This is a genomic window from Streptomyces kanamyceticus (genome assembly GCF_008704495.1).
Lineage (GTDB): Bacteria > Actinomycetota > Actinomycetes > Streptomycetales > Streptomycetaceae > Streptomyces > Streptomyces kanamyceticus.
Genome location: NZ_CP023699.1, coordinates 2,611,993 through 2,637,497 on the forward strand (window position 1 = coordinate 2,611,993; position 25,505 = coordinate 2,637,497).

The 25,505-nt window shown below is 72.5% G+C and carries 26 protein-coding genes and 2 pseudogenes; 10 read left to right on the forward strand and 18 right to left on the reverse strand.

Annotated elements, in window-relative coordinates; genetic code table 11:
* Positions 1–27 precede the first annotated feature (27 nt).
* The 8 genes and pseudogenes from CP970_RS10270 to CP970_RS10300 form a co-directional block, all read right to left on the reverse strand.
* Positions 28–1,041 (reverse strand): AvrD family protein, encoded by a 1,014-nt coding sequence (locus CP970_RS10270; RefSeq protein ID WP_055547476.1) that lies wholly within the window; start codon positions 1,039–1,041, stop codon positions 28–30.
* A gap of 67 nt (positions 1,042–1,108) precedes the next feature.
* Entirely contained in the window at positions 1,109–1,492 is a 384-nt protein-coding gene (locus CP970_RS10275; RefSeq protein ID WP_157877710.1) for a nuclear transport factor 2 family protein, read from the reverse strand.
* A 72-nt stretch (positions 1,493–1,564) separates the two neighbouring features.
* Positions 1,565–3,019, reverse strand: a complete 1,455-nt coding sequence (locus CP970_RS10280) for an FAD-dependent oxidoreductase (protein WP_055547480.1) — start codon at positions 3,017–3,019, stop codon at positions 1,565–1,567.
* Positions 3,016–3,936 (reverse strand): DMT family transporter, encoded by a 921-nt coding sequence (locus CP970_RS10285; protein ID WP_055547482.1) that lies wholly within the window; start codon positions 3,934–3,936, stop codon positions 3,016–3,018. The genes CP970_RS10280 and CP970_RS10285 overlap by 4 nt, the downstream gene beginning before the upstream one ends.
* Positions 3,937–3,974: 38 nt before the next feature.
* Positions 3,975–4,340 (reverse strand): annotated as a pseudogene (locus tag CP970_RS44890) (nuclear transport factor 2 family protein); the annotation flags it as partial.
* A gap of 33 nt (positions 4,341–4,373) precedes the next feature.
* Positions 4,374–4,961 (reverse strand): annotated as a pseudogene (locus CP970_RS10290) (flavodoxin family protein); the annotation flags it as partial.
* Positions 4,962–5,030: 69 nt separating this feature from the next.
* Entirely contained in the window at positions 5,031–5,738 is a 708-nt protein-coding gene (locus CP970_RS10295; protein WP_079043506.1) for an ATP/GTP-binding protein, read from the reverse strand.
* A 385-nt stretch (positions 5,739–6,123) separates the two neighbouring features.
* On the reverse strand, positions 6,124–6,789 hold the full coding sequence (locus tag CP970_RS10300) for a ScbR family autoregulator-binding transcription factor (RefSeq protein WP_079043507.1): 666 nt from the start codon (positions 6,787–6,789) through the stop codon (positions 6,124–6,126).
* A 214-nt stretch (positions 6,790–7,003) separates the two neighbouring features.
* Between CP970_RS10300 and CP970_RS10305 the strand changes: the two genes are divergently transcribed.
* From CP970_RS10305 to CP970_RS44140, 5 genes are all read left to right on the forward strand, one after another.
* The gene (locus CP970_RS10305) at positions 7,004–8,113 is read left to right on the forward strand and encodes a ScbA/BarX family gamma-butyrolactone biosynthesis protein (protein WP_079043508.1); all 1,110 of its coding nucleotides are present in this window, start codon (positions 7,004–7,006) and stop codon (positions 8,111–8,113) included.
* Positions 8,107–9,255: an acyl-CoA dehydrogenase family protein gene (locus CP970_RS10310; protein WP_055547486.1), complete on the forward strand. Its 1,149-nt coding sequence runs from the start codon at positions 8,107–8,109 to the stop codon at positions 9,253–9,255. The genes CP970_RS10305 and CP970_RS10310 overlap by 7 nt, the downstream gene beginning before the upstream one ends.
* Complete coding sequence (locus tag CP970_RS10315) at positions 9,252–9,989, forward strand: HAD family hydrolase (RefSeq protein WP_055547488.1); 738 nt, start codon at positions 9,252–9,254, stop codon at positions 9,987–9,989. Before CP970_RS10310 ends, CP970_RS10315 begins: the two co-directional genes overlap by 4 nt.
* A gap of 188 nt (positions 9,990–10,177) precedes the next feature.
* Positions 10,178–10,987 carry a TetR/AcrR family transcriptional regulator gene (locus CP970_RS10320; protein ID WP_191094898.1) on the forward strand — a complete coding sequence of 270 codons (810 nt, stop codon included), beginning with the start codon at positions 10,178–10,180 and terminating at the stop codon, positions 10,985–10,987.
* Positions 10,988–11,155: 168 nt separating this feature from the next.
* Positions 11,156–12,250 carry a hypothetical protein gene (locus tag CP970_RS44140; RefSeq protein ID WP_191094899.1) on the forward strand — a complete coding sequence of 365 codons (1,095 nt, stop codon included), beginning with the start codon at positions 11,156–11,158 and terminating at the stop codon, positions 12,248–12,250.
* Here CP970_RS44140 and CP970_RS10330 read toward each other — a convergent pair.
* From CP970_RS10330 to CP970_RS10340, 3 genes are all read right to left on the reverse strand, one after another.
* Positions 12,234–12,524, reverse strand: coding sequence for a hypothetical protein (locus tag CP970_RS10330; RefSeq protein ID WP_150493213.1), 291 nt, complete (start codon positions 12,522–12,524; stop codon positions 12,234–12,236). The two genes, CP970_RS44140 and CP970_RS10330, sit on opposite strands and share 17 nt — an antisense overlap.
* A gap of 67 nt (positions 12,525–12,591) precedes the next feature.
* Positions 12,592–13,143 (reverse strand): hypothetical protein, encoded by a 552-nt coding sequence (locus CP970_RS10335; protein WP_055547334.1) that lies wholly within the window; start codon positions 13,141–13,143, stop codon positions 12,592–12,594.
* A gap of 122 nt (positions 13,144–13,265) precedes the next feature.
* Positions 13,266–14,189 (reverse strand): LLM class F420-dependent oxidoreductase, encoded by a 924-nt coding sequence (locus tag CP970_RS10340; protein WP_055547336.1) that lies wholly within the window; start codon positions 14,187–14,189, stop codon positions 13,266–13,268.
* A 248-nt stretch (positions 14,190–14,437) separates the two neighbouring features.
* Between CP970_RS10340 and CP970_RS10345 the strand changes: the two genes are divergently transcribed.
* Positions 14,438–14,686 carry a hypothetical protein gene (locus CP970_RS10345; RefSeq protein WP_055547338.1) on the forward strand — a complete coding sequence of 83 codons (249 nt, stop codon included), beginning with the start codon at positions 14,438–14,440 and terminating at the stop codon, positions 14,684–14,686.
* Positions 14,687–14,751: 65 nt separating this feature from the next.
* On the opposite strand, the gene CP970_RS10350 is transcribed toward CP970_RS10345, so the two are convergent.
* The 6 genes from CP970_RS10350 to fes form a co-directional block, all read right to left on the reverse strand.
* The gene (locus tag CP970_RS10350; protein WP_055547340.1) at positions 14,752–15,234 is read right to left on the reverse strand and encodes a DUF6099 family protein; all 483 of its coding nucleotides are present in this window, start codon (positions 15,232–15,234) and stop codon (positions 14,752–14,754) included.
* 171 nt (positions 15,235–15,405) lie between these two features.
* Positions 15,406–15,738 (reverse strand): nucleotide pyrophosphohydrolase, encoded by a 333-nt coding sequence (locus CP970_RS10355; RefSeq protein WP_055547342.1) that lies wholly within the window; start codon positions 15,736–15,738, stop codon positions 15,406–15,408.
* Positions 15,735–16,904, reverse strand: a complete 1,170-nt coding sequence (locus CP970_RS10360; RefSeq protein ID WP_055547344.1) for an AAA family ATPase — start codon at positions 16,902–16,904, stop codon at positions 15,735–15,737. Before CP970_RS10360 ends, CP970_RS10355 begins: the two co-directional genes overlap by 4 nt.
* Before the next feature lie 126 nt (positions 16,905–17,030).
* Positions 17,031–17,423, reverse strand: coding sequence for a cell division protein SepF (locus CP970_RS10365; RefSeq protein ID WP_055547346.1), 393 nt, complete (start codon positions 17,421–17,423; stop codon positions 17,031–17,033).
* Positions 17,424–17,549: 126 nt separating this feature from the next.
* A complete protein-coding gene (locus CP970_RS10370) occupies positions 17,550–18,530 on the reverse strand; it encodes an ABC transporter substrate-binding protein (RefSeq protein WP_055547348.1) in 981 nt (326 codons plus the stop codon).
* A 41-nt stretch (positions 18,531–18,571) separates the two neighbouring features.
* Entirely contained in the window at positions 18,572–20,113 is a 1,542-nt protein-coding gene (fes, locus tag CP970_RS10375; protein WP_224058349.1) for an enterochelin esterase, read from the reverse strand.
* Positions 20,114–20,141: 28 nt separating this feature from the next.
* Here fes and CP970_RS10380 point away from each other — a divergent pair, with 28 nt between their 5' ends.
* Together CP970_RS10380 and CP970_RS10385 are read left to right on the forward strand one after the other, a co-directional pair.
* Positions 20,142–21,152 (forward strand): FecCD family ABC transporter permease, encoded by a 1,011-nt coding sequence (locus tag CP970_RS10380; RefSeq protein WP_055549307.1) that lies wholly within the window; start codon positions 20,142–20,144, stop codon positions 21,150–21,152.
* Complete coding sequence (locus tag CP970_RS10385; RefSeq protein WP_150493215.1) at positions 21,149–22,180, forward strand: FecCD family ABC transporter permease; 1,032 nt, start codon at positions 21,149–21,151, stop codon at positions 22,178–22,180. The genes CP970_RS10380 and CP970_RS10385 overlap by 4 nt, the downstream gene beginning before the upstream one ends.
* Positions 22,181–22,270: 90 nt before the next feature.
* Here the strand turns inward: CP970_RS10385 and tsaD are convergent, their stop codons facing one another.
* Positions 22,271–23,326: a tRNA (adenosine(37)-N6)-threonylcarbamoyltransferase complex transferase subunit TsaD gene (gene tsaD, locus CP970_RS10390; RefSeq protein WP_150493217.1), complete on the reverse strand. Its 1,056-nt coding sequence runs from the start codon at positions 23,324–23,326 to the stop codon at positions 22,271–22,273.
* Between the two features lie 164 nt (positions 23,327–23,490).
* On the opposite strand from tsaD, the gene CP970_RS10395 reads away from it, so the two are divergent.
* Entirely contained in the window at positions 23,491–24,747 is a 1,257-nt protein-coding gene (locus tag CP970_RS10395; RefSeq protein ID WP_055548452.1) for a bifunctional cobalt-precorrin-7 (C(5))-methyltransferase/cobalt-precorrin-6B (C(15))-methyltransferase, read from the forward strand.
* The gene (cobM, locus tag CP970_RS10400) at positions 24,744–25,493 is read left to right on the forward strand and encodes a precorrin-4 C(11)-methyltransferase (RefSeq protein WP_055548450.1); all 750 of its coding nucleotides are present in this window, start codon (positions 24,744–24,746) and stop codon (positions 25,491–25,493) included. The genes CP970_RS10395 and cobM overlap by 4 nt, the downstream gene beginning before the upstream one ends.
* The last annotated feature ends 12 nt before the right edge of the window (positions 25,494–25,505 follow it).

Sequence of the window (25,505 nt, forward strand, 5' to 3'; positions counted from 1 at the left end):
GCGGTGGTTCGGTCAGGGGGCAGGGGGTCAGGGCAGGAGGTGGGCGACGTTGCAGGCGAGCCGCAGACCGCCGTACGTCGCCTGGATCCGCGCGGCGCGCCAGGTCCCCTGGGCGGTGGGCAGTTCGTTCGGGCGGGCCAGGACCACGCGCAGGCGCCGGTCGTGCGCGGGCGGCGCGGGCTCTTCGTCGGCCGGGGTGATGGTGGTGCCGCGCATCCAGAGGGTGTTGGACGTGGCGCGGTCGAGGCCGTCGAGCCGGTAGAGCAGGACCTGGCCCAGCTGCAGGGCCGCCACGAAGAGGTCGACCATCGTCGGTTCGAGCGGTTCCCGCGCCGTGGCGTCGTGGGCGCCGGGTACGTCGGGCGCCTCCGTGATCCGCAGTTCGGCGTCGGCCGACAGGCAGTCGGCGTCGCCCGCCACGTCGAGGAGGTACTGGTGGCGTGTGTGGTGGGAGGCCCCGTACGGCGCGTCGTTCCACCCGCCGGGCAGGTACTCGGGATGGGCGTAGAAGCCCTCGGTCCGCACGGGCGCGGCGGCTGCGGAGTGCTCGGCCTCGACCCGGACGGTCATCGAGCCGATGCGGCAGTCCATGGTGGTCAACAGGCGGTTCGTGCCCGGCAGTTCGAGGGTCGACTCGTGCTGCGCGGAGACCGGGAACCGGTCGAGGAACTCCTCGTCGGGCGTGCAGCCCGCCTTGACGCACAGCGACCGTACGACGAAGTGGCCCGACGGGGGCAGATCGTGGACGTGGGCCGCGTAGAGGCCGGTGAGCTGGGCCGCGAACTGCATGGCGTCGATGGTCGACAGGTGCGGGCGCTGGTGCGACTCGCCCTTGCGCGACCAGACGCCGGGGATGCGGATCCCCGCCGTGGCCTCGACGCCCCCCGGCGCCGAGGTGTCGGCGGGACGGACGGAGATGGCCTCCAGGCCGTGCGTGACGCGCTTGAAGCCCTCGCCGAAGAAGCGTCCTCGCCGGTTGCCCAGGGCGTCGTCGACGGAGTCGAGACGGAATCTCTCCCTGGTGATGGTGGTGCCCTGCATGGTTGTCCCCCTTGTGATTGCCCTGAATCGGGCCCTCCCCGCCCGCGCGGGCGGGGAGGGACGTGCGTCAGTGCTCGCTGTCGCCGAGCTGCGCGGTGAAGACGCCGTGGTGGAAGTAGGCCCAGAGCTCGGCGATCAGACCGTCCTCGTCGAGGCGGAAGACCGAGATGCCCGACCAGTTGACGGGCTTGCCGTCGGTGGTGACGACGGCGCCGCGCCAGTGCACGGCGGTCTGGCTGCCCGTGGTGTAGGCGTCGACGGGCGTGATGCCGAGGAACGGGTCGAACTGGGGGATCACCTTGCGCAGCCGGGCGAGGATCGCCTCACGGCCGCGGATCGGCTCGCTGCCGACCGGGTCGTGGAAGAGGCCGTTCTCGGCGAAGGCTCCGGCCCAGAGGTCGGCGTCGGCCGCCTGCGAACCGGCGTAGAACTGGTGAACTGCCTTGGGCATGGCGGGAAACGTCATGGTATTTCTCTCTTTCTCAACTGACTTCATGGATAGGTGGGTAAAGGGAGGAGTGGTTCAGGAACCGATGGCCTCGGCGACCAACCGGTCCGGCCGTACGAGGAGCCCCCTCGCGCCGTCCGGCACGGTGACGCGGCCGTCGGTGGCGGGCCTGGCGACCCGGCGCACCTCCCGTACCGGGGGAACCGGCAGATCGCTCTCCACCGACGCGGGCTCCGTGTCGTCGAACCACAGCAGGGTCGATGCGTCGACGCGGTCGCTGGACGGCAGGAACGGGGTCAGCCGCCCTTCGGCGTCCCTGATCGAGGTGGGCACGCGCGCCCCGGCGCTCAGCTCGTAGCGGGCGTCGTGGCGGGCGCCGGGCCGGTTCCCGTGGTCCGGGTAGAGCTGGCTCCAGCTCAGCGCGAGCTCCGCCAACTCGGCTCGTACGGCGGGGTCGTTGACGTCCACCGCGGACCGCATCCGGTCGATGAGCGGCGCGAGGAACGTGGTCTGCCCGACCCGCGTCGCATAGGGCCGCCGTTCCGCCTCGTACCCCGCGAGCAGTTCCGCTTCGTCGTGCCGCAGCGCCGCGAGCAGCCTCCAGGACAGGGCGAGGGCGTCGCCGATGCCGAGGTTCAACCCCTGCCCCCCGGCAGGGGTGTTCAGGTGTGCGGCGTCCCCGGCCAGGACGACGTTGCCGCTCACCCACCGTTCGGCGACCCTCAGGTCCACGGAGTAGTGGCTCGTGCGCAGGGCCTCGGCCAGCTTGAGACGGCTGCCAAAACCCAGCGTGTCGATCGCGTCCGCGATCCGGCGCCACGGCACCGACGCACCCCGGTCCAGGGTGAGTCCATTGACCACGGGTCCCGCCATGAGCACCTGGTCACCGGGGATCGGCATCATCGTGACCATGCCGTTCGCCCCGACGTGCACACCGACCTCGTCGCGGCCGACGAGCTCTCGCGGGACCCCTTCGATCAGCAGATAGCTCGTGGAGAGGCTGCGCCCCGCCATCGGGATGTCCAGGGACTCGCGCACGGCACTGCGCGGGCCGTCGCTGCCGACCAGATAGGAGCAGCGGACGTCGTCGTACCCCTCGAAGCGGACCACGGTGTCCGAGCCGCCCGAGTCACCGGCTTCGTGGGACAGGTAGCTGACGCCGTACTCGATCCGTGCGCCGTATCCGAGCGCGTACTTTTCGAGCAGTCCCTCCAGGATCGGCTGCGGCATGTTCCGGTAGCCGTCCAGGTGGGTGTCGAGACCCGTCATGTCGGCGGTGAACGACCCGGTTCCGTTGAGGTGGAAGGCGAACCGTTCGAGCGGGATGCTGCGGTCGGTCACCTCGTCCAACAGGCCGAAGGAGTCCAGGAGTTCGAGCGTCGGCGCGTGCAGTACGACGGCCTTGGGGCGGTCGCCGCGGTCGATCCTGCGCTCCACGACGAGGACCTTCACCCCGGCGCGCGACAGCAGTCCCGCGAGGACGAGGCCGGTGGGCCCCGCACCGACCACGACGACATCGAAGTCCTTCATGCCACCGACACCGGCTTCGGCTCGGGCTCCGGGGCGGACTCGGGCTCCGGCTTGGTGAAGAACCGGCCCAGGATGTCCGGGTTCGCGACCAGGATGATCGCGGCGCAGACGAGTACGCCGCCGAGGAGCTGCAGCGGGGTGAACCGTTCGCCGACCGCCACCCAGCCGAGCAGGGCCGCGGTGACCGGGTTCATCAGGGTGAGCGGCGCGGTCAGGGAGACCGGCAGGCGCTGGACGCCGGAGAGGTAGAGGGCGAAGCCGAGCGCGCCGACCACGAACGCGGCCCAGACCAGGCCCAGGAGCTGCTTGCCGGTGAAGCTCGGCGGCGCGCCCTCGAAGACGAACGCGAGTGGCAGCAGGAAGACGGCCGCGCCGAGCAGGGTCCAGCCCGCCGTGGTGAGGCTGTGCACGCCCTCGGGGCGGCCCCACTTGCGGGCGAGTACCGTGCCTACGCCCATGCTGGACGCGGAACCGATGCCCGCGAGGACGCCGATCGCGTCGAGCGTCGCCGAACTGCGCAGCACGAGCAGCGCGACACCGACGACGCCGATGAGGCAGGCGACGTAGTGGTGCGGCCGGATCTTCTCCTTGAGCACCACCGAGGCGACCGCGATGGCCACCAGGCTCGACATGGCGTTCAGGGTGGCCGCCACACCGCCGGGCAGCCGCTGGGCCGAGATCAGCAACAGGACGGTGAACAGGCCCATGTTGAGCGTGCCGAGCACGAGCGACTTCCACCACCACGCGCCGCGCGGCAGGCCGAAGCGGATCGCGAGGAGCAGCAGTCCGGCGGGCAGCACCCGGAAGAAGCCGTCCCAGTAGGGCGTCGGCGGCAGGTAGTGGGCGGCGACGAAGAAGAGGGTGCCGCCGATGGCCGGACCGAGTCCGGTGCGGATGAGGAGGGCTGAGTTTTTCATCTGGTGAGCTCCGTGGAAGGTACGGCCATGGGCGCGGGTCAGGCGGCGAAGGCCTCGGCGATGGCGTGGCTGTCCTCGTACATGTGGTAGCGGCTCACGCGGCCGTCGGAGACCGTGAAGTGCAGCGCGTAGTGGTTGGTGAACTTCCGTCCGGTGGCCAGCACCCCGAAGACGCACCTGGCCGTCACGACGGCGTGCTCCCCCTCGGTCACGCGCCCGGTGAGCTCGAACGACTCCGGCATGGTGAGGACCTGCCCGAACGTGCCGAAGAACTCGGCGAGTTCACCCTTGGCGGAGCGCGCGCCGGTCCACGGGACGTTCGGCGCGCCGCTGACGCGGAAGTCCACCTCGTCGGCGAAGAGCGCGACGGTCGCGTCGACGTCACCGGAGCCGAACGCGGTGAAGAAGGCGTCGACGGCCGTGTCGGTGGCGGCGGTCGAGGCGGCCGCGCGCCCGGCGAGGACGATCGCGGTCTGCTCGGCGACCCGGGCACCGAGGTACTCGGCGGTGGCGATGTCCGCCTTGGACACGTCCTGGGGCGGCAGGTCGGCGGGGGTGCTGGCCGCGGCGCCGTTGAAGTACCCGAGCCGGTTGAGGTCGTTCTCCGACTCCAGGCTCGTGTGCCAGCCCGGGTGCAGGCCCAGGTTCACCCAGTTCATCTGGTGCTGCGCGCCGAGCGTCGCGAAGTAGGCGAGCGTGGAGTGCTTGTCACCGGCCTTGCAGGCCGCGTTGGTGAAGCCCGCGCCCAGCTTGTCCCGCCAGACCGCGCCCGCCCACCGCTTGCTCGTGGACTCCGCGAACACGTGGAACTTGCCGGCCGCCGAGCCCATGTACGTCGGCGAACCGAAGACGATCGCGTCCGCGTCGTCGAGCACCTGCCACTGCTCGTCGGTGATCGTGTCGACGCGCACCAGGGTGACCTCCGCCCCGGCGTCGGTCGCACCGTCCTTGACGGCCTGCGCCAGCACGTCGGTGTGGCCGTAACCCGAGTAGTAGGCGATCGCGACCGTGGGCTTTGTGGACATGAAGACGTTCCTCCGGTGAGGTTCGGGAGTGGTTTCGACAGTGGTGGGGACGAGCGGGGAGGCCGAGGCTCAGGCCGCGGCGGCGCGCTCGGTCTCCATGCGGAAGTCCTGGCGGCCGTAGTCCTTCCACGCCAGATCGATCGCTTCCGCGGGGCTCATGACGGGCTCGAGACCGAAGATCCCCGCGATGGTCTCCAGGCGCTCGGGCATCGAGCCGCTGACGACGTGGTACGGGATCTCCAGCTCGTCGAGCGTCCGCAGGAGCATCGTGTCGATGGTCGCGCGGAACGCCTCGTTCATCGGGCGGTGCCCGTCGGCGGCGATGGGCAGCTCGTGCTGGAGGTGCACGTACGCGTCGTAGGTGTCCTTGACGTGCTGCTTCAGCGCGTGGCCGTACTGGTCGACGACCTTGGCGAAGAACCGCATCTCCGCGGAGAGTTCGGCCACCTTGCCGCCCTCGTTGCCCGCGGTGGCGTTGGGGTTCATCCCGTGGATGACGCGGCCCGCGCCGTACAGCCACTCCTGCAGCGAGGAGCCGTCGGAGATGAAGTGCTCGCCGAGCATGGCCTCTTGGGCGACGCGGCCCGAGTGCCTGCGCAGCATCAGCTGCAGGAACTCGTGCGGAGCCACGTCCGAGAGCGCCTTGCCGGGAAAGGTCTCCGGCAGGATCTCCCGAATGGTGCGCGCCAGAGTACGCGGTACGCCGGTGTAGTGGGCCAGCGCCATCACCGTCGATGTCTTGCCCGCGGAATAGGTGCCGGAAATAGCGATCTTCATGCGTAAGGGCCTTTCGGCTCGGAGAATTCGGCCCGCCCGCTGCGCACTCGGCGCGGCACGGGCCGAGAGGGGCGGCGCCTTCGACGTGGTCAGGCACCCTTCGGTCGGCCGTCGAATTCAGCGGCAGCCTCGGTGGCGCAGACAGGAACTTAGGAAAGTGCGGCCGCCCGCGCGAACGATTCGACCGGTCCCCGAAACCATGGGGCGTGACAGCGCATCATTTCGAGGACGGCCGAAAAGCATCGGTGACGGCGGAGGTCCGCCCCCGGACCAGTGCCCGAAAACGCCGAAGGGAGGACCGCGTCACACGGTCCTCCCTGAACCCCGCTCACCGAGCGGGCGTACCTGATCTGTCTGCTGTCGGCGATCCGCCCGCGCCGCCGCCTCAGGGCCGCAGCGCCCGGAGGAACAGATCGCGCGTCTCCGCCCAGCGGTCGGTGATGTCGGCGCGGCCGTGCAGGACGTCCGAGACGTGCTGCACACCGAAGAACGCGGACACCAGGGACCGGGCGGCGGCACCGGGATCGACGTCCGAAGCGAGCTGCCCCTTGTCGTACGCGTCGGACAGCAGGGAACGCAGCAGTTCCGTCCAGTCCACGTACGGCGTGGGGAGTTCGGCGTCGATGTGCGGGCGCTCGATCTGCAGCCGGGCGCCGCCGCGCACCACGACGTTGTCCCGGAAGGCGAGGGCCGCGCCGTCCAGCATGGCAAGGGCCGTCTCCAGCGGCGGCAGCTCCCGCTTCTGGACGTCTTCGAGCAGCCGGGGCCAGTACGCGTAGTGGCCCTCGACGACCGCGACGGCGAGCGCCTCCTTCGTCGGGTAGTGGAAGTACACCGCCCCCTTGGTCATCTCGACCGCCTCGGCGATGTCCTTGACGGACGTGTGCCGGAAGCCGCGCGTGGCGAACAGCTCCGACGCCACGTCGAGGATGACGGCCTTGGTGCGCGCCGACCGGTCCTGCCGCGGCTCGGGGCCGCGAGCGGTGGTGATCTTCCTGGCGTTGAAGGCCACCGAGGCGGTACCGGCGGCGTCGGCGGTGGGTCGTGGCATAAGGCGTCAGCTCTCCGGGTGCGGTCCGTATCGGCCATGAGGTCGACTCTGAGGCTTGAAAGATACCTTCCTGTAGGTATATTTTCGACCCCGCTGATCAACGGATCAAGAGACGCGCTGCTCAGAGCAGTACGGCGGCCGTCTCACGGGGTTGCTTGATCGGTGTCCGGAGGGGGGGTCTGAACCTCAGGGCACCGACGGGGAGGGATTCGATATGACTGTGCAAGCTTTTTCCGCTGGGGAGCGGACGACGACGCATGAGGAAGCGCCGGGAGAGAGACGCCCGGCGGCAGGGGGTGAACGACAGAGCACGTACGTGCCGCGCGGGAGCACCCACGTACCGAGGGATTTGGTACACAAGGCCGCGGACGGAGAGGTCCTCCTCCAGGACGCGGTGCGCACCGGCGAGAACCGGTTCACCGTGGCGGCCCGCATGCCGAGGGACCACTTCCTCGGCCACCGCGGCACGGCGTCCACGGGAGATCCGCTGCTGCTCGCCGAGGCGGTGCGCCAGTCGGTGATCTACCTCTCGCACCGCTTCTACGGCATCCCCGAGGGCCACGCCTTCATCCTGTCGGCACTGGACTTCGCGCTGGACGAGCCGCTGCCGCCCGGCGGCCCCGACGCGGCGCCGCTGGTCCTCGAGGTCACCTGCGTCGCGGCCCCGCGCGGCCCGCGCCGCCTCGGGGCGACCTTGGAGGCGGAGGTCCACTGCGACGGCCGCCGCATCGGGCGCGCCGGAGCGCGGTGGCAGGCGGTGGACCGTCGGCAGTACGCGACGCTGCGGCTGCGGGGCGGGGGCACGACGCTCCTCCCCGAGATGGCGAACGATGAGCTGACGGTTCCTCACATGACCTACTCCGACGAGGTATTGGCGGCTGTGCCGGGCGCGGCAGGCCAGTGGCAGGTGCGCCTCGACTTCGGCCACCCCGTGCTCTTCGACCACCTCAGCGACCACATCCCTGGCATGGTCCTCCTGGAGGGCTTCCGGCAGGCGGCCCTTCTGAGGGATGCGGGATCGGGATCGGGATCGGGATCGGGATCGGGCTCGGGCTCGGGCTCGGGCTCGGGCGGCATCGTCGGCGGGCCACTCGCGGCGGCGGTCTCCTTCCACGCCTTCGGCGAACTGACGGACCCGCCCGCGCTGATCGTCCGGCAGAACGGCGAGGAGTACGCGACGGAAGAACCCGGTGCACGGGCCACGCGGCAGGAGACCACGAGGCAGGAGTCCACGAGGCAGGAGACGCACCACTTCACCGCGGTCCAGTCCGGCCGCACCATCGCTTCCTGCACGGTGTCGGTCGCAGGCGGCCCGGCATGCTGATCGCCGACCTCACCCCCGGGACCTCCACATCCCCGAGGGAGCTCGACCACGCCGCCGTCGCCGCCCTCGCGGACGGTGAGCGCGACGCGATGGACGGACGCCGTTCGCTCTCCGCGCCGCTCGCCGACGCGCTCACCGGGGCCGGGTTCCCGCGCCACTTCGTCCCCGTGGAACACGGCGGCGCCGCAGGTACCTTCGGCGCGCTGCTCGACTCGGTGGCGGGCGTCGGCGAGACCTGCGCCTCGACCGCCTGGGTCGCCGCGCTCTACGCCGCACACGGCCGACTCGCCTCCTACCTGCCGCGCGCGGGCCGCGAGGACCTGTGGCGCGATACGCCGGACGCGCGCATCGCCGCGTCCGTCATCCCGCCGCGCGGCGAGGCCGTCCCCGAGCCGGACGGCTGGCGCCTGACAGGCAGTTGGACACTGGCCAGCGGCGTGGACCACGCGGAGTGGGTGCTCCTCGCCAGCCGCACCCCCGGCGAGGGCGAAGCGGGACACCGCATCTTCGCCGTACCCCGCGAGCGGGTCTCGGTCAGCGACACCTGGAACTCCGTCGGCCTGCGCGGCACGGGCAGCAACTCGGTCGCCGTGACCGGCGAGTTCGTACCGACGCACCGCACGTTCACCCTCGCCGACCTGGGCCGGGTACGACCGGACGCGGCGCGTTGTCACCGGGTTCCGTACGCGATGGTGGCCTCTCTGATGTTCGCGGCTCCTGCCCTGGGCTCCGCACGGGGCGCGCTGCGCGACTGGCGGACCGGGATGATGACGAAGGTGAGGGCCGACGGGCGCCCCGCCCTCGCGGGCGGCGCGGCACAGCAGTTGATGGCGCGCGCCGCGGCCCAGATCCACTCCGCCCGGCTGCTGCTGCACCAGGCGGCCTGGCAGGCGGACCACGCCGAGGTGACACCCCTCGCCGTCGCGTCGAACCGCAGGGACGCGGCGCTCGCCGTCGAGTTGTGCTCGGGCGCGGTGGACAGTCTGTGGCGGGCCATGGGCGCGAGCGGCCTGGCCGAAGGAGACCCGGTGCAGCGCCGTTGGCACGACATCGCGGCCGTGGCCTCACACGCCGCGGTCAGCTTCGAACCGGCCGCCGAGGCGTACACGCGGGCCGCCCTTGAGGCGGAGGGCCTGGCATGACGCCGACGGAAACGACGGTGAGGGCGGTGAGGGCGGCCACGACGGTGGCGGCGGAGCCGCGCCGGGCGGCGTTCTTCGACGTGGACGAGACGCTCATCGCGGCCAAGAGCATGTTCGCTTTCTGGGACCACTGGTCGGCGCGGGGCGGGAAGGACGGGAGGGATGCCGAGGACGGCAGCCACGGGATGCCTCCGTCCCCGACCGACCGCGCCGCCCTCAACCGCGCCCACTTCCTGCGCTACCGGGGCGCGTCCCCCGACGAACTGAACGCGGCGGGCCAGGAGTGGTACGCCACGTACCGCACCACCCCCTCGGCCTTCGTCACCGCGTCGCTCTCGGCCCTGCGCCGCCACCGGGCCGCCGGGCACACCGTGGTCCTGGTCTCCGGTTCGGCGACCCCGATGCTCCGCCCGCTCGCCGACGACCTGGGCGCCGAAGCGGTGCTCTGCACCGAACTGCTCGTCGGCGACGACGGGTTGCTCACCGGCGACGTCAGGACCCCGATGATCGGCGGGGCCAAGGCCACCGCGGTCGCCGCCTACCTGGCCCGGCACGAGCTGTCCGCCGCCGACAGCCACGCGTACGGCGATCACGCCAGCGACCTGGACATGCTGCGCGCCGTCGGAAACCCCGTCGTGGTCGGCGACGACCCGGAGCTGACCCACTGGGCGGTGCGCGAGGGCTGGCCCCGACTGCCCTCCGCCACGGGCCCCGGCGGCCGACGGCCACGATGACCACCCCTCGCTCGCCGGCCCGCGCCGTCGACGCGGGCCGGCGACGGGAGAGCTTCGGGAAAATCCCCAAGGAGAGAAGGGAATTGACGAGCATCCAAAAAACATACCTTTGGGAAGGAATTTTACGTGAGGATGACAAGGCGACCGGAAACGCGACGACGGCGTCGCACCGGCGGAAGGAGTCACACATGGTCCAGCAGGAAAGGGCCCGGCGCACCAGAGAACGCGTCCTGAACCTCACAGCCGAGGCCTTCGCGGCCCAGGGGTTCACCCGCACCAACCTCAAGGACGTGGCCAGGCAACTGGGCATGACCACCGGCGCGCTCTACGGCCACTTCGCCAACAAGGAGGCGATCGCCGACGCGTTGGAGCGCGAGGCCGCCGAACGGTGGGCCCTGCTCCGCGACACCGCCGACTCCCCCGCCCTGCCACCCGAACAGGCCCTGGACGGCGCGGTCTTCGGCCTGGTCCGCGCCATGGCGGAACCGCGCATGCGCGCCGTCGTCAGACTGGCCGCCGAGGGCCCGCCGCGCGGGAACACCGTGCCGAACCTGCTGGACGTGGTGGCCGAGTTCCTGCTCGCCCAGCTGCGCCGCGCCTGGCAGCACGACGCGGGACACGCCCGCACCTGGCGCCCCGAGCCCGTCACCCAGATCCTGCTCGGCCTCATCTGCGGCGCGGTCTTCGCCCGGCGCGGCGCCACGGAGGAGGAGTCGCAGTCGGACTGGGAGGAGGCGGCGCGCGTCCTGCTCGGCGCGCTACGGGAAGACGGACCCGACGGCCACTGGCCCCCGGACGCGGCCGCCTGGCCTCCGGACACGGTCACCTTGCCCCCGGACGCGGCCGCCTGCCCCCCGGACACGATCACCCTGACCCCGAGCGCGGCCGCCTGCGCCCCGGACACGATCGCCCTGCCTCCGGGCGCGGCCACCCGCCCCCGGACACAGTCACCTTGGCTCCGGGCACAGCCACCCACCCCCCAGACACGATCACCCTGACCCCCGGCACAGCCACCCGCCCCCCGGACACAGTCGCCTGACCCAGGGCAAGGTCGCCTACCCCCCCGGGCGCGGTCACCGCCGACCGCGCCCACCCGACCAAAAAACATACCTTTGCAAAGGTTTTTTTCTTCACCGCCCCAACTCACCACCCCGGAAAGGCCCGTCGTGACCATCGCCGACCTCCGCACCACCATCCCCAACCCCCGCCTCCGCGCCCCGATGGCCCCTCGGGCCACCGCCGTCGTCCTGGACGGCCCCGCCCTGTCCCGCACCCGGTTCATGATCTCCCCGCTCAACGAAACCCTCGCCGAGGCCACCCGTTACGCGGGCTCCGCCGCCCCACAGCCCACCCGGCTCTACCGGCACCGCGCCGCCGTACGCACCGCCCAAGCCGACGCCACCCTCCGGGCCCTGTCGGAAGCGTTGCGCGCGACCCGGTGGCCGAGGGCCGGGCTCCTCTCCCCCGCGAGGCTCACCGGCATCACCTGCCCCGACCTGGACCAGGAGCTGGGAGCCCTGCGCGGCAGGCTGCTCGATGCGGACGCCGATGACGATGACGTCACCGCCTTGCTGGACGCCCTGCGCGCGGCCTACGAGTTGTGGCTCGCCGACGACTGGCCTGGCAGACTCAGATCGCTGGAGGACGATCTCGCCTACCGAGCCCACCTGTTGATCCGCTACGGCGCCGAGCAGGTCATCGACTCCCTGCACGAACAGGTCAGCTACGCCGACCAGTTGCTGTATGTCACCCCGCCCCCAACCGCCGGAACCGGCGCGGGGCACGGAGCGGCCGAGCCGCCGTACGCCCCGCAGCGCGCGGCCGAAGGGCTGCTCATCGTGCCCAGCTGGACGGCCGAGACCCCGGCCCTGCTCTGCGGCGGCGAACTGCCCGTGCTGCGCTATCCCGCCCGCAACGGCTTCGACCTGCGGGCCGAGAGCGAGCGGTCCGCCTCACGGCCACAGGCCATCACCGCCCTGATCGGCCGGGCCCGCTCCCACGCCCTTGCCTCCATCGGCACCGGCTGCAGCACCACGGAGCTCGCCGACCGGCTCGGCGTGGGAGCCGCGACCGCCTCCAGCCACGCCACGGCGCTGCGCCGCGCGGGACTGATCGTCACGGTGCGGCGCGGCAAGCGCGTGGAACACCTGCTCACCGACCTGGGCTCCCGCCTCCTGAACGCGGGCAGCCACGCGGTCGGCCAAGACCAAAGCCGGGAAGGCAACGATCCGGCCCCGACCCTGGTCAGGAAGGCTCGGTGAGAACCCACAACTCCCAGACTCCGGTGGGTCGGCACTCGTAGGCGCGTGCGCCGTTGTCCATGTACCACTGGCCGCGCGCACGACAGGCGTTCTCCTCGCCCGGAGGGAAGTCCGCCACGTGGTGCCAGCCCGGCCCGGCCGCCGGCCTGGACTGTACGGGCGCGGACTGTACGGGCGTGGGTGCGGGCGCCGAGGCCGCGGCAGTCGCGCCGTGGCTCGCCACCAGCAGCGACGCGGCCGCGGCCGCGAGGAGGACGCGCTTCATGGTTCGCATGGAAGGCATCCTTCCGCAGCTGGCGGGCTCACATCGATGGAGACCGCTCCACCTTCCCCCGATTGGCCTAAAGGGTGATGCGTGCAGCCTGGCTGTGGGACATGACGCGGTCCTTCGCGATGTTCCGTATCTTCTTGCCGCAGCCTGACCCGGCGAGCAGGGCGAGCACCTCCGGCGACGTCGACTGCTCGGCGAGGACGCGCTGCATCCAGTACGTGACCTTCGCCAACTCGACCGGTGTCGGCACGTGACCGTCCGCGACGGACAGGTAGAACAGCCAGTCGTGGATGCGGCGGCGGATGAACTCTCGGTACGCCTCCGTCGTGAGCTGGTCGATCTCCGGCAGCAGTTCGGCCGACCACCGCCGGAACTCGGCAGGACCGGTCACCCGCTTCGCGATCCTGTCCACGAGGGCGACCACCGCCGTCTTGGACCCCATCTCGTCGGGGTCACGCAGGATCGTGGCGACGATCACCCGGTCCCGTTCGCGGCTCCGCGAGGCAGCGGTCACCGAGACGACGCGTTGGTACGCGGACGATCGGACGTGCTCGTCCGCGAGGGCGTCGTCGAGGATGGCGGCCCCGGCCAGCAACTCGGCCACATCGGAACGCAAGGTCATCGCTTCGCCCCCTCTCGCAGGGCCGGAGTCCAGCCGGACGGGGTGACCACCGGGCACCGGAGGGGTGAGCCCGGCGGTCACGTTCTGGGCCCGGGCCGAGGAGGGCCCGGGGCTTCGCCCGCCTAGGACAGCTGCGACTGCACCTGGGAGGAGATCAGTTCCAGGTGGTCCAGGTCGGCCAGGTCCAGGCACTGGAGGTAGATGCGGCTCGCGCCGATCGCCGCGTACCTGCCGATCTTGTCGACGACCTCGGCCGGGGAGCCCGCGAGGCCGTTGGCCTTCAGCTCGTCCACCTCGCGCCCGATGGCGGCCGCCCGCCGGGCGACCTCCGCGTCGTCCTTGCCGACGCAGGCCACCAGCGCGCTGGAGTACACCAGGTCGTCACCCTTGCGTCCGGCCTGCTCGGCGGCCGCGCGGACCCGGCCGAACTGCCGCTCGCTGTCCTCCAGGGAGGCGAAGGGGATGTTGAACTCGTCGGCGAACTGGGCGGCGAGCCGCGGGGTGCGCGTCGCGCCGTGGCCGCCGATCAGCACCGGCACCTTGGCCTGCGCGGGCTTGGGCAGGGCCGGGGAATCGGTGAGCTGGTAGTGCTTGCCGTCGTGCGAGAAGGTCTTGCCGGTCTCCGTGGCCCAGAGTCCGGTGACGATCTGCAGCTGCTCCTCCAGGCGGGCGAACTTCTCCTTGGGGAACGGAATGCCGTATGCCTTGTGCTCCTCCTCGAACCAGCCCGCGCCGAGCCCCAGTTCGACGCGGCCGCCCGACATCTGGTCGACCTGCGCCACCTGGATGGCGAGGACGCCGGGCAACCGGAAGGTACCGGCCGTCATGAGCGTGCCGAGCCGGATCCGCTTGGTCTCACGGGCGAGCCCCGCCAGGGTGATCCACGCGTCCGTGGGGCCCGGCAGTCCGTCGGCGGACCCCATGCGGAGGTAGTGGTCGGAGCGGAAGAAGGCGTCGAATCCCAGGTCCTCGGTGGCCTTGGCGACCGTGAGCAGGGTGTCGTAGGTGGCCCCTTGCTGGGGCTCCGTGAAAATTCGAAGATCCATGGCTCCATCCTGCACGCTCGGGCGCCCGTCAACCCCGCCGGTCCCGCCGATCCGCCGTCGCCCCGGTCGGGTGAAAATCCGTCAACACGGCGCTCGGCCCCTGCCCGCCCCAGTGACCCCGCGCGACGGGAGATCGTTGGCTCGGGCGGAGCCGGACCGCCCGGCACCCGCACCGGCGGCCGCAGCCGGGGCGTCGCTTGTGTCAACTGCCCTTCCCCCGTGGAAGGGCGAGGGCCGAGGAGGCCGTCATGTCCCAGGAAGCCGTGCCCGATCAGGAGGCCGCGCACGATCCGTCCGTGGCTGCCCAGCAGGGCGCACCCAAGGGCCTGCTGCAGCAGATGGAGGAGCTGATGGCAGCGCTCAACGCGGATCTGACCCAGCTCGACGCCGATCTGCAGCAGTCCGCGCCGCCCGGTGCGGCGTTCCCCGACTCTCCGGACACCACGTCCATCGGCACCACGTCCACCGGTTCCCCGTCCATCAGCGACCGCGCCTGACGGCACCGGCGCGCCCTCCGCGCCGCCGCGGCCCTGCCCTCCGGCGGGGGCCGCACGGAGCCGCCTCATGACGGCCCCGCCGCCGAGTCGGGCTCGGGCAGGCCCTGTTCGCGCACCGCGAGCCTGCGCAGCATCTCGATGACCCGGTCCCTCGACTCGTCGGCGGCGTCGATCGCTTCCATGCACTGCCAGTACACCCCCTCCTCGGCGGCGCCCATGGCCACCCCGACGAGCGCGATCCCCACCTCGCCGAGGAGCCTGCCGAGTCCGAGGAGGACCTCATGGGCGTCGCCCGTGTCCGTGAGCCGGGCGGCCCGTATGTCCTCCGTGCCGAGGTGCGGGGCGTCGAGCACCCCGCAGGCTCTGCCCCCTACCTCGCTCAGGCCCAGCGCCTCGCCCCGTAACTCGGGAGGGCCCGCGACCGCGAGACGGCTGCCGATCGCCTGCGCGAGCGCCTGCGACTGCCACACCTCCGCGACGATGTCGGCGGGGTCCTGACTCCGCGCCAGAGCAAGCCTGTTCGCCTCGATGAGCCGCATCGCGTTCATGCGCAGCCGCCTTCCCTCGCGTACGCATCCGCCGCACGTCGCCCGAACCCCGCTGTCCACTACCCAGAGTGATACTCATCCGGGCGAAAAGCCAGGGGAAGCCGGAATTCTGTGGACAACCAATCGACTTTGGACAAGCTGTCCACTCCGGAGAGTGACGAAAGTGCGTTCTCAGGGGCCTTCGGCCGTCGGGAAGCGCCGTTCGTTCCGGTCGATCTTGGCCGCAAGGGCGGCCAGCGCGTCGATTCCCAGGACCTCGCAGAACTGCAGGAGATAGGCGAGGACATCGGCGACCTCGTCCGCCACCCGGTGCGCGGAATCGGGGTCCGACATGATCCGCGCCGACTCGTCGGGGGTCAACCACTGGAAGATCTCGACCAGTTCGGACGCCTCCACGCTGAGCGCGGCGGCCAGGTTCTTCGGGGTGTGGTACTGCTCCCAGTCGCGGGCCGCCGCGAACTCGGCCAGCCTGCGCTGCAGTCCTGCCACGTCAAGTTCTGTCACGGCTCAAGGTCTACCACCACCGCGTCGCCCGCCGCCGCGGCCGCCCACACGGTGTCCCGCACCGCCCCCACCAGGCGGATGTGCCCGCGCGCGCAGCAGCGGGCGGCCAGTTCGGCGAGGGCCAGCGACTGCCGCGGATCGAGGCGGCGGTCGAGGCTGTCCGCGAGGAGCGTGAGGGTCTGGTACGCCTCGGGGACCTCGGCCACCGGGTCGCCCGCGAGGACACCGGGCCCTGTGAGGAGCACCAGCGCGAGGGCGAGGTACCTCAACTCGCCGTCGCCGAGCCTAGCGAGCGGCGTGCGCACCCCGTCGCCCCGGTCGATGAAGGCGTGCAGCGCGCCGTCCTCCGCCTCCTCGGCGAGCACGTCGGCGACCGGACCCGCGCATCCGGTGCGCACCGCGGAGACGAACAGCGCGTGGCGTGCCGCGCACTCGGCCCGCGTGCGCCACAGGACTTCGGCGAGGTTGTCACAGCCGCCCAGGAGACGGCCGGGGCCGACGAGTCCCGCGGGGACCGGGGCGCGCATGAGGCTGGGCCGCGGGTCGCAGGCGAACGCCGAGCGCAGCGCGACCACCACCTGTTCCGCCGCGGCGAGCACCAGGCGCTGCCCCGCGGTCTTGCCCGCCACGCGCAGCGGGACGAGCGCGGTGCCGAGCCGGTCGTCGGGCATCGGGGCGCGGGTCACGGGGGCCGGGCCCGCCGTGTGCCAGGACGCCTGCACCATTCGGCGGCCCGGGTCGCGCAGCGCCGTCTCCAGGAGGGTGAGGCCGCCGATGCTCAGGCGCTCGCCGACGACGCGCAGTTCGGGCTCGGCCTGGATCGCGAGTTCGAGGCGGACGGGGCCGACCGCGCCGTCGACCGTGCAGCCGATGCGGAAACCGCGGCGCTGCTGGTCGTCGGCGCGGGCCCGTTCGGGCACGCACGACACCGGATCCGCGAAGACGTCGACGAGTTCGTCCCCGGCGCTGAGCCGCGCGAGCGCCTCGTACGCACGCAGCGCGCTGGTCTTCCCGCTGCCGCTCGGTCCCGTGACGAAGGTCAGCGGGCCGAACGGGAGCACCGCGCTCCGGTGCCCGGCGAACGCGGACAGGCGCAGCTCGGTGACCTGCGGCCGCCCGTGGCCTGCCGGCGGCTCCGCGACCGACACCGGGGAATGGACCGTCATGTCCGGAAGGTAAGCGGCGCCGGATCCGGTGAACCGTTCCGCCCAACCGACCTTCCTACGATCGAGGGATTCCCCCGCAAGAGGGCCCGGCCCGCACCGGGAAGGGCTACGGCCCCGTCCGGCGGATCAGGGCTGGGCGACCGCCTCCACCAGGCCCTGGACCTCCGTGCCGGGCGGCGCGAGGAGGAAGACGTTCTTGTCGACCCGGTGCATCGCGCAGCCGAGGCCGAGGACCACGCCGCTGCTGAAGTCCAGGACGCGCTTGGCGACTTCGGTCTCCGCGCCCGTCAGGTCGAGCAGGACCGGGATCTGCGCCATCACGGTCTCCGCGACCTCACGGGCGTCCGCGAAGACGTTGACCCGCATCACCACGAAACGCCTGCGCGTCTCGGTCTCCGCGTCGGGCAGCGCGCGGTGTCCCGGCCAGGAAGGCCACTCGTTGCGGCTGCGCAGCGGTACGACCTGGGCGAGCCCTTCCCACTGTTCATCGGTGACGTCGTGGCGCTGACTACTACTCACTGACCCACCCCGTCCTGGCTCGCACTCGTTGTCTGCACCGGGCAATTCTTACGCCAAGTCACCCGTTCAGCCCAACAGCGACACGGACGGCGCCCTCGTCAGGGGTCCCCACGAGGGTGGTTCCGGTCACTTCGAGAGCGCGTCCCGCACGTCGCCGAGGACCGCGCGCGCCGCGATGGGCCCGCCCGAACTGTTCCACGCCGAGCCGTCGATGACGACCACATGGCCGTTCTTCTCGGCCCTCAACTTCGTGAAGTTCGCCACCTTCTTCGCCTCGCCGTACGCCTTCTCGCCCGTCGCCCGGTCGCCGAGCGCGCCGAGGAAGAGCCAGTCGCCGTCGATGGTGGAGAGCTTCTCCAGGCTGACCGGCTCGCTGTGTCCCGCGCTCTCGCCCCGCTGGTCGGCGGGGCGCTTCAGACCGAGTGCGGCGAGTGTCGAACCCACGTGCCCCTTGCCCTTGCCGACGACCGACGGCGCGCCGTTCTGCCAGCGGACGACGCTGGTCACGGCGTTCTTGTTCGCACCGAGGCGCTTCTTGGCCGCGGCCACCTCGCCGTCGAAGTCGGTCAGCCAGCCTGCCGCGTCGGTCTTCTTGTCGAGGGCGTCGGCAGTGGCGGTGAAGGACTTCCTCCAGTCCTCGTTGAGCTTGGCGGTCATGACGGTCGGGGCGATGGCCGCCAGTTTGTCCAGGACGCGCTTGGCGCCGACCGTCTCGTCGAGCAGGATCAGATCGGGCCGCAGGGCCGCCAGCTTCTCCAGGTCGGGTTCGGCGACGCTCGCGACGGTCTCCGCGCTGCCCGCCTTGTCGGCGAGGTAGCTCGACACGCCCTGCTGGCCGCGGCCCGCCGTGGTGCCGATCGGGTGCACGCCGAGGGCGAGTGCGGCGTCCAGGGTGGGTTCGCTGAGAGTGACGACCTTCTTCGGATCCCTCGGCACCTCCACGGACTTGCCGTTGGCGTCGGTGACGGTGCGGGTGTCGGACGACTCGGCCTTGTCCGAGGCGTCGTCCTTGTCGCCACCGCACCCCGCGAGGGCGAGGGCGAGGGTTCCGGCGAGGGCGGCCGCGGTCAATGTGGTGCGGCGGCGGCGGTGGGCGGGGCGGGGCATGGCGGTGCGGCTCCTCGTGGGTAAGGGGTACGGAAGGGTGGTCAGAGGACGGCGGTCAGGCCGTCCGCGAGGCAGCCGCGCCAACAGGCGTAATCGTGACCGCCGTTGTACGTGGAGTACGTCACCGAGTGGCCGCGCACGGCCAGTTGCTCGTGAAGGGCGCTGCTGTAGCCGACCATCGCGCCTTCGTGGAGGCCCGCGTCGAGGTGGATCCTGAGGGGCGGACGCGGCTTCTCGATGAAGCGCGAGACGAGCCAGGGGAGGTCGCCGGACGGCGCCGACTTCGGTACGCCCGGCGGCAGTCCGGGTCGCCACCACAGCGAGGCGGACTGGGCGAGGACGGCGCCGAACCGCTCGGGCCGCAGCAGCCCCGCGTACAGCGCGGTGAGACCGCCGAGGCTCTGGCCCGCCACGACGGTGCGCGCCGGGTCGGTGGTGAGGGGCCAGCGCCCGGCCGCCCACGGCAGCAACTCGTCGGCGAGGAAGTGGACATAGGTGTCGCGGGCGGTGAGGTCGTACCAGCGGGTGTGGAGGTCGACGGCGTCCGGGGCGAGCACGGCCAGGGGCGGTACGGCGCCGTCGGCGATCAGGGCGTCCAGCGTGTCCTGGAAGGCGAGTTGACCGAACCACACGTCGCCGTCGCACAGGACCACGGTGGGCGTGCCGGGGCGCGGTCCGCCCGGTGGCAGGTACGCCCACACGTCCCGTTCGGCGCCGAGCGCGCCCGCGGGCAGCCGGTGCCGTTCGACCCGGCCGCGCGCGACCGAGGCACGGCGCTCCGCCCACGGCTGCGCGGGCGCTTCGGGCAGCGCGAAGACGGAGCTGTCGGGCTGACCCCAACGACTGGGCAGGCGTTGCGAGTTGAGCGGGTCATGGGAGGCGTACACCGAGAGCGAGCGGAGCCTGCGCTGCAGGAGTGCGGGGTCGGCAGGGGGTTCGCCAGGGGAGATGTCGGCCGCCATGCGGTACGCGGCACGGTGGTCGGCGCGCAGCCGGTAGGTGAGGTGCCAGACGTCCGTGCCGGGCACGTGGCTCAGCAGGGCGTCGGCGAGGTGTTCGCGGTCGACGACGCGATTGACGAGCAGCAACACCTGCCGCGTGGCGCGGTGCCCTCGCCAGAGGAAGGTGACGGCGCGGTGGGTGAGTTCACCGTCGGCAGGGTCGCCGCCGTCGGTGCGGTCGCCGGGACCGGGGCCCGTGCCAGTGCCCGTACCGAGGCCGGGATCGCGGCCGACGCCAGCACCGATGCCGACGCCAACGCCAGCACCGGAGGCCCCTTCCGCCCTGCCGGGCCCATCAGCGCCATCGACCCCATCAGCCCCGTCGACGTACTCGACGTACTCGACCAGCGGCGTCCCCCGCCGCTCGATCTCCGACCAGAACTCCTCGACGAGGGCGGCCCGTTCATGGGCATCCGCGCCCGCGACACCGCGGGCCAGGCGTTCGACGCGTGGGCTTCTGACTCGGGTGGCCTCCACAGCACCCCTGGCCGCCGACGGCGGCGCGGTGGCGCTCACCACCCCCTTGATGTCCGGTCCGGCGTGCATGACCACCGCCTTCTCCGATCCGAGAGGTGACAACATCAACTTAGCTTAGCCTAAGCTAACCTACATGCTCGTCGACCGTCCCCCCTCACGCCGCGGCCTCGCCACAGGACTGCTCGTCGGCCTCGCCCTGCTGGTCGTCGCCGGCGCCGCGAGCCTCGCCGTCGGCACCCAGCGGATCCCGCTCGACCAGGTGTGGGACGCGCTGTTCCACCCGACCGGCAGCGAGTACGACGGGATCGTGCGCCAACTGCGGCTCCCCCGCACCCTGATCGGCATCGCCGCGGGCGCCGCGCTCGGCCTCGCCGGGGCCCTGATGCAGACGCTGACCCGCAACCCGCTCGCCGACCCCGGACTGCTCGGCGTGAACGCGGGCGCGTCCGCCGCCGTCGTCACCGCGATCGGCGTCCTCGGCATCGGCTCCTTCACCGGCTACCTCTGGTTCGCGCTCGGCGGCGCCGCGCTCGCCGCCGTCCTGGTCAACGCGCTCGGCGGCAGCCGCTCCGCCACGCCCGTACGCCTCGCCCTGGCGGGTACCGCGGTCAACGCCGCCCTGTTCGGCTACGTCAACGGCCTCCAACTCGCCGACCCGGAAACCCTCGACACCATGCGGTACTGGTCCGTCGGCACCCTCGCGGGCCGCGACCCCGACCTGCTCGTCGCCGTCCTGCCGCTGCTCGCCGCGGGCGCCCTCCTCGCCCTCGCGCTCGCCAGGCCGCTCGGCGCGCTCGCCCTCGGCGACGACGCGGCACGGGCACTCGGCGCGCACGTCGGCCGCACCCGGGTCCTGTCCATCGTCGCGATCACGCTGCTGTGCGGCGGCGCGACGGCGGTCTGCGGCCCGATCGGCTTCGTCGGCCTGATGGTCCCGCACGCCGTACGCGCGTTCGGCGGCACGGAGCCGCGGCGGCTCTTCCCACTCAGCGCCCTGTACGCCCCGGTCCTGATGCTCGGCTCCGACGTCATCGGGCGGATCCTCGTACCCCCCTCCGAGATCGAGGTGGGCATCGTCACCACGTTCGTGGGCGGCCTGCTCTTCATCCACCTGGTGCGGCAGCGGAAGGCGGTCCAGCTGTGAGCCGACGGCACTTCAGGGCGGGCGGGCTCTCGCTGCGCGTCGCGCCCCGCGCGCTCCTCACCGGTCTGGTCCTGCTGCTCGTCGCCGCCACCGTGACCGTGTTCGCGATCGGCACCGGACGGTACGAACTCAGCCCCGCCGAGGTGCTGCGCACCCTCGCCGGTGAAGGCCCTCCCGGCGCGGAGTTCATCGTCGTCGACCTGCGGCTGCCGCGCGCCCTCGACGGTCTGCTCGTGGGCTGCGCGATGGGCATGGCGGGCGCGGTCTTCCAGTCCCTCTCGCGCAATCCGCTGGGCAGCCCGGACATCATCGGCTTCGGCAGCGGCGCGTCCGTGGGGGCGCTCGTCGCGATCATCGTGCTCGACGCGGGCGCTCCGCAGACGGCGTTCGGCGCGGTCTGCGGCGGCTTCGCGACCGCCGCGGCGGTCTATCTGCTCGCGTGGAAGCGCGGGGTGCACGGGCACCGCCTGGTGCTCGTGGGCATCGGCGCGTCGGCGGTCATCGGCTCCGTGACGAGCTTCCTCTACGTACGCGCGGACATCGGCAAGGCGGCGCAGGCCGCGACCTGGATGATCGGCTCGCTCAACGGCCGCGGCTGGAGCGACGTGTGGATCGCGGCGGCGGGGCTCGCCGCCCTGACCCCCGTCATCCTCGTGTACGGGCGCAGGCTCACGCTCCTGGAGATGGGCGACGACACGGCGGCCGGACTCGGCGTACCTCCCGAGCGCACCCGCCTCGTGCTGCTCGCCGCGGGCACCGGCCTGACCGCGATGGCGGTCGCGGCCGCGGGCCCCATCCCCTTCGTCGCACTCGCCGCGCCGCAACTGGCCCGCCGGGTGACCCGCGCCCCCGGCCCGAACGTCCTGCCCGCCGCGCTGATGGGCGCGGCCCTGGTGACCTGCGCGGACTGGACGACCCAACGCATCTCGGACTCGACGATCCTGCCGGTAGGGGTGGTGACGGGGGTAGCGGGCGGCCTCTACCTGGCGTGGCTGCTGATACGGGAGAGACGGGCGGGGCGGGTGTGAGGGCCCCGCAAGGGGCAGCCCCGTAAGGGGCGCGGGGAACTGCGCGAGCAACCACGACGCACCCGCGGCGGACCACCGGCAATAGCCCCCTTACCCGCCAACCGCCGCCCTCGGCGCAAGCGCGGCGAACTCCAGCGGCGCCGAGGGATCGATCGACACGTCCAGCGGCGCGGCCCCCGCCCCCGCCCGCACCAGCAGATCCCCCACCGCCGCGATCATCGCGCCGTTGTCCGTGCACAGCCGCAGCGGCGGCACCCGCAATTCGATGCCCGCCGCCCCGCAGCGCTCCTCGGCGAGCGAGCGAACGCGCGAGTTCGCCGCGACGCCGCCGACCACGACCAGCGTGCCCACGCCGTGCGCGCGACAGGCCGCGACCGCCTTCCGGGTGAGCACGTCGGCGACGGCCTCCTGGAGCGCCGCCGCGCCGTCGGCGACCGGCAGCGCGCGCCCCGCGTGGCCCTCGGCCCAGCGCGCTGCGGCCGTCTTCAGGCCGGAGAAGGAGAAGTCGTACGGGGCGTCGCGCGGTCCTGTGAGCGGGCGCGGGAAGGCCACCGCCGCGGGGTCGCCGTCCCTGGCCGCCCGGTCGATGGCGGGGCCGCCGGGGTAGGGCAGTCCGAAGACGCGGGCGACCTTGTCGAAGCACTCGCCCGCCGCGTCGTCCAGGGTGTCGCCGAGGTGGACGATCGGGTCGCGCGCGAGGTCGCGTACGAGAAGGAGCGAGGTGTGGCCGCCGGAGACGATCAGGACCACGCAGGGGTCGGGCAGCGGACCGTGCTCCAGGGTGTCGGCGGCGACGTGGCCCGCGAGGTGGTGCACGCCGTGCAGCGGCACGTCCAGGGCGTACGCGAGGCTCTTCGCGCCCGCGAGGCCGACCTGGAGGGCGCCGGAGAGCCCGGGTCCCGTGGTCACCGCGACCGCGCCGATGTCGGACATCCGCAGGCCCGCGTCGTCCAGGGCGCGGCGGACCACCGGGGTGAGCGCGTGGACGTGGGCGCGGGCGGCGATCTCCGGGACGACGCCGCCGTAGCGGGCGTGTTCGTCCATGCTCGACGCGACGGCGTGGCCCAGGAGCCGCCCGTCGCGGACGAGTCCCGCGCCCGTCTCGTCGCAGGACGACTCGATGCCGAGCACCACCACAGAGCCCATCGCGGATTGGCCTTTCTGCCCAGGAGCCCCCGCGGGACGACCCGCACGGGCTTATTGCAAGTTATGTGCAATAAGGGTACGCCGCCTGGTCACCAGTAGAGTGCGGCTGCGCAGCCCCCTCCCGAGCAGCCCCCTCCCGAAGACCGATTCCGAGGTACCCGCACGTGACCCCCGCACCACCGGCCTCCCCCTCCGGCATACCCGTCGCCGTCGTCGGGATCGGGGCCGAAGGATGGACCGGGCTCCCCGCCGCGTCGCGCGCGGCCCTCGCCGCCGCCGACGTCCTGATCGGCGGCCCGCGCCAGCTCGACCTGCTGCCCGTCGCCGACTGTCCCGGCGAACGCGTCGCCTGGCCGTCGCCGCTGCGGCCCGCCGTGCCGGGACTGCTCGCCGCCCACGCGGGACGCCGCGTCGCGGTCCTCGCCAGCGGCGACCCGATGTTCTACGGCATCGGGCGCGCCCTGACCGAGGTGCTCGGCCCCGACGCGCTGCGCGTCCTGCCGCACCCCTCCGCCGTCTCCCTCGCCTGCGCGCGCCTGGGCTGGCCCGTCGAGGACACCGAGGCCGTCACGCTCGTCGGCCGCCCGGCCGCCCGGCTCGCCGCCGCGCTGCACGACGGGCGCCGCCTCCTCGTGCTGAGCGCGAACGCGGCGACCCCCGGCGAGATCGCCGCCCTGCTGACCGAGCGCGGCTTCGGCCCGAGCGGGCTCCGCGTACTCGAACAGCTCGGTTCCGAGCGGGAGTTGACGTACGAAGGCGTCGCCGACGCCTGGGAGCACGCGCCCGGCGACGCGCTGAACGTCGTCGCGGTCGAGTGCCGCCGCTCCCCCGGCGCGCTGCGGCTCGGCGCCGTGCCGGGACTGCCCGACGCGGCGTACGACAGCGACGGCCAGCTCACCAAGCGGCACGTGCGCGCCGCCACCCTCGCGGCCCTCGCGCCCGCGCCCGGCGAACTCCTGTGGGACGTGGGCGGCGGCTCCGGTTCGATCGCCGTGGAGTGGATGCGGGCGCACCCCTCGTGCCGCGCCTGCACCGTCGAGAAGAACCCCGTACGGGCCGAGCGGATCACCCGCAACGCCGACCGGCTCGGCGTGCCGGGACTGCGCGTCGTCACCGGCGCCGCACCCGCTGCCCTTGCCGAACTCCCCACGCCCGACGCCGTGTTCATCGGCGGCGGCCTGACCGCGCCCGGCCTGCTCGACGCGTGCTGGGCCGCACTCCCCGTGGGCGGGCGGCTCGTCGCCAACACCGTCACGCTGGAGTCCGAGGCCCTGCTCGCCGACCGGTACCGACGGCACGGCGGCGACCTCGTGCGCCTCGCGGTCGCACAGGCCGTCCCTGTCGGCGGCTTCACCGGATGGCGGCAGGCCATGCCGGTCACCCAGTGGTCCGTCACCAAGTCTGGAGATCAAGAACGATGACCGTGTACTTCATCGGCGCGGGACCCGGCGCCGCCGACCTGATCACGGTGCGCGGCGCCCGCACGCTCGCCGCCTGCCAGGTCTGCCTGTACGCGGGCAGCCTGGTGCCGGTCGAGCTCCTCGACGAATGCCCGGACAGGGCACGCCTGGTGGACACCGCGCGGCTCAACCTCGATGAGATCACCGGGGAGTTGGTGCGGGCCCACGAGCAGGGGCTCGACGTGGCGCGGCTGCACTCCGGCGATCCTTCCGTGTTCAGCGCGGTCGCCGAGCAGATGCGGCGCCTCGACGCGGCGGGCGTGCCGTACGAAGTGGTGCCCGGTGTACCGGCGTTCGCCGCGGCGGCGGCCGCGCTCAAGCGGGAGCTGACCGTGCCCACGGTCGGGCAGACGGTGATCCTCACGCGGATCGCGCAGCGGGCCACGGCGATGCCGGAGGGCGAGGACCTCGCCACTCTGGGGCGGAGCGGGGCACTGCTCGTCCTCCACCTCGCCGCGGGGTACGTCGACCGCGTGGTCGAGGAGCTGCTTCCGCATTACGGGGCGGAGTGCCCTGTCGCCGTGGTCGCTCTGGCCAGTCGGCCGGACGAGGTGATTCTGCGCGGGGCCCTCGGCGACATCGCGGAGCAGGTGAAGGCCGCCGGGATCGTACGGACCGCCGTCATCATGGTCGGCCGCACGCTGGGCGCGGAGCAGTTCCGGGACAGTCACCTGTACTCCGCCGACAGGGACCGGCACGTCTGCTGAGCTGACGCGGGT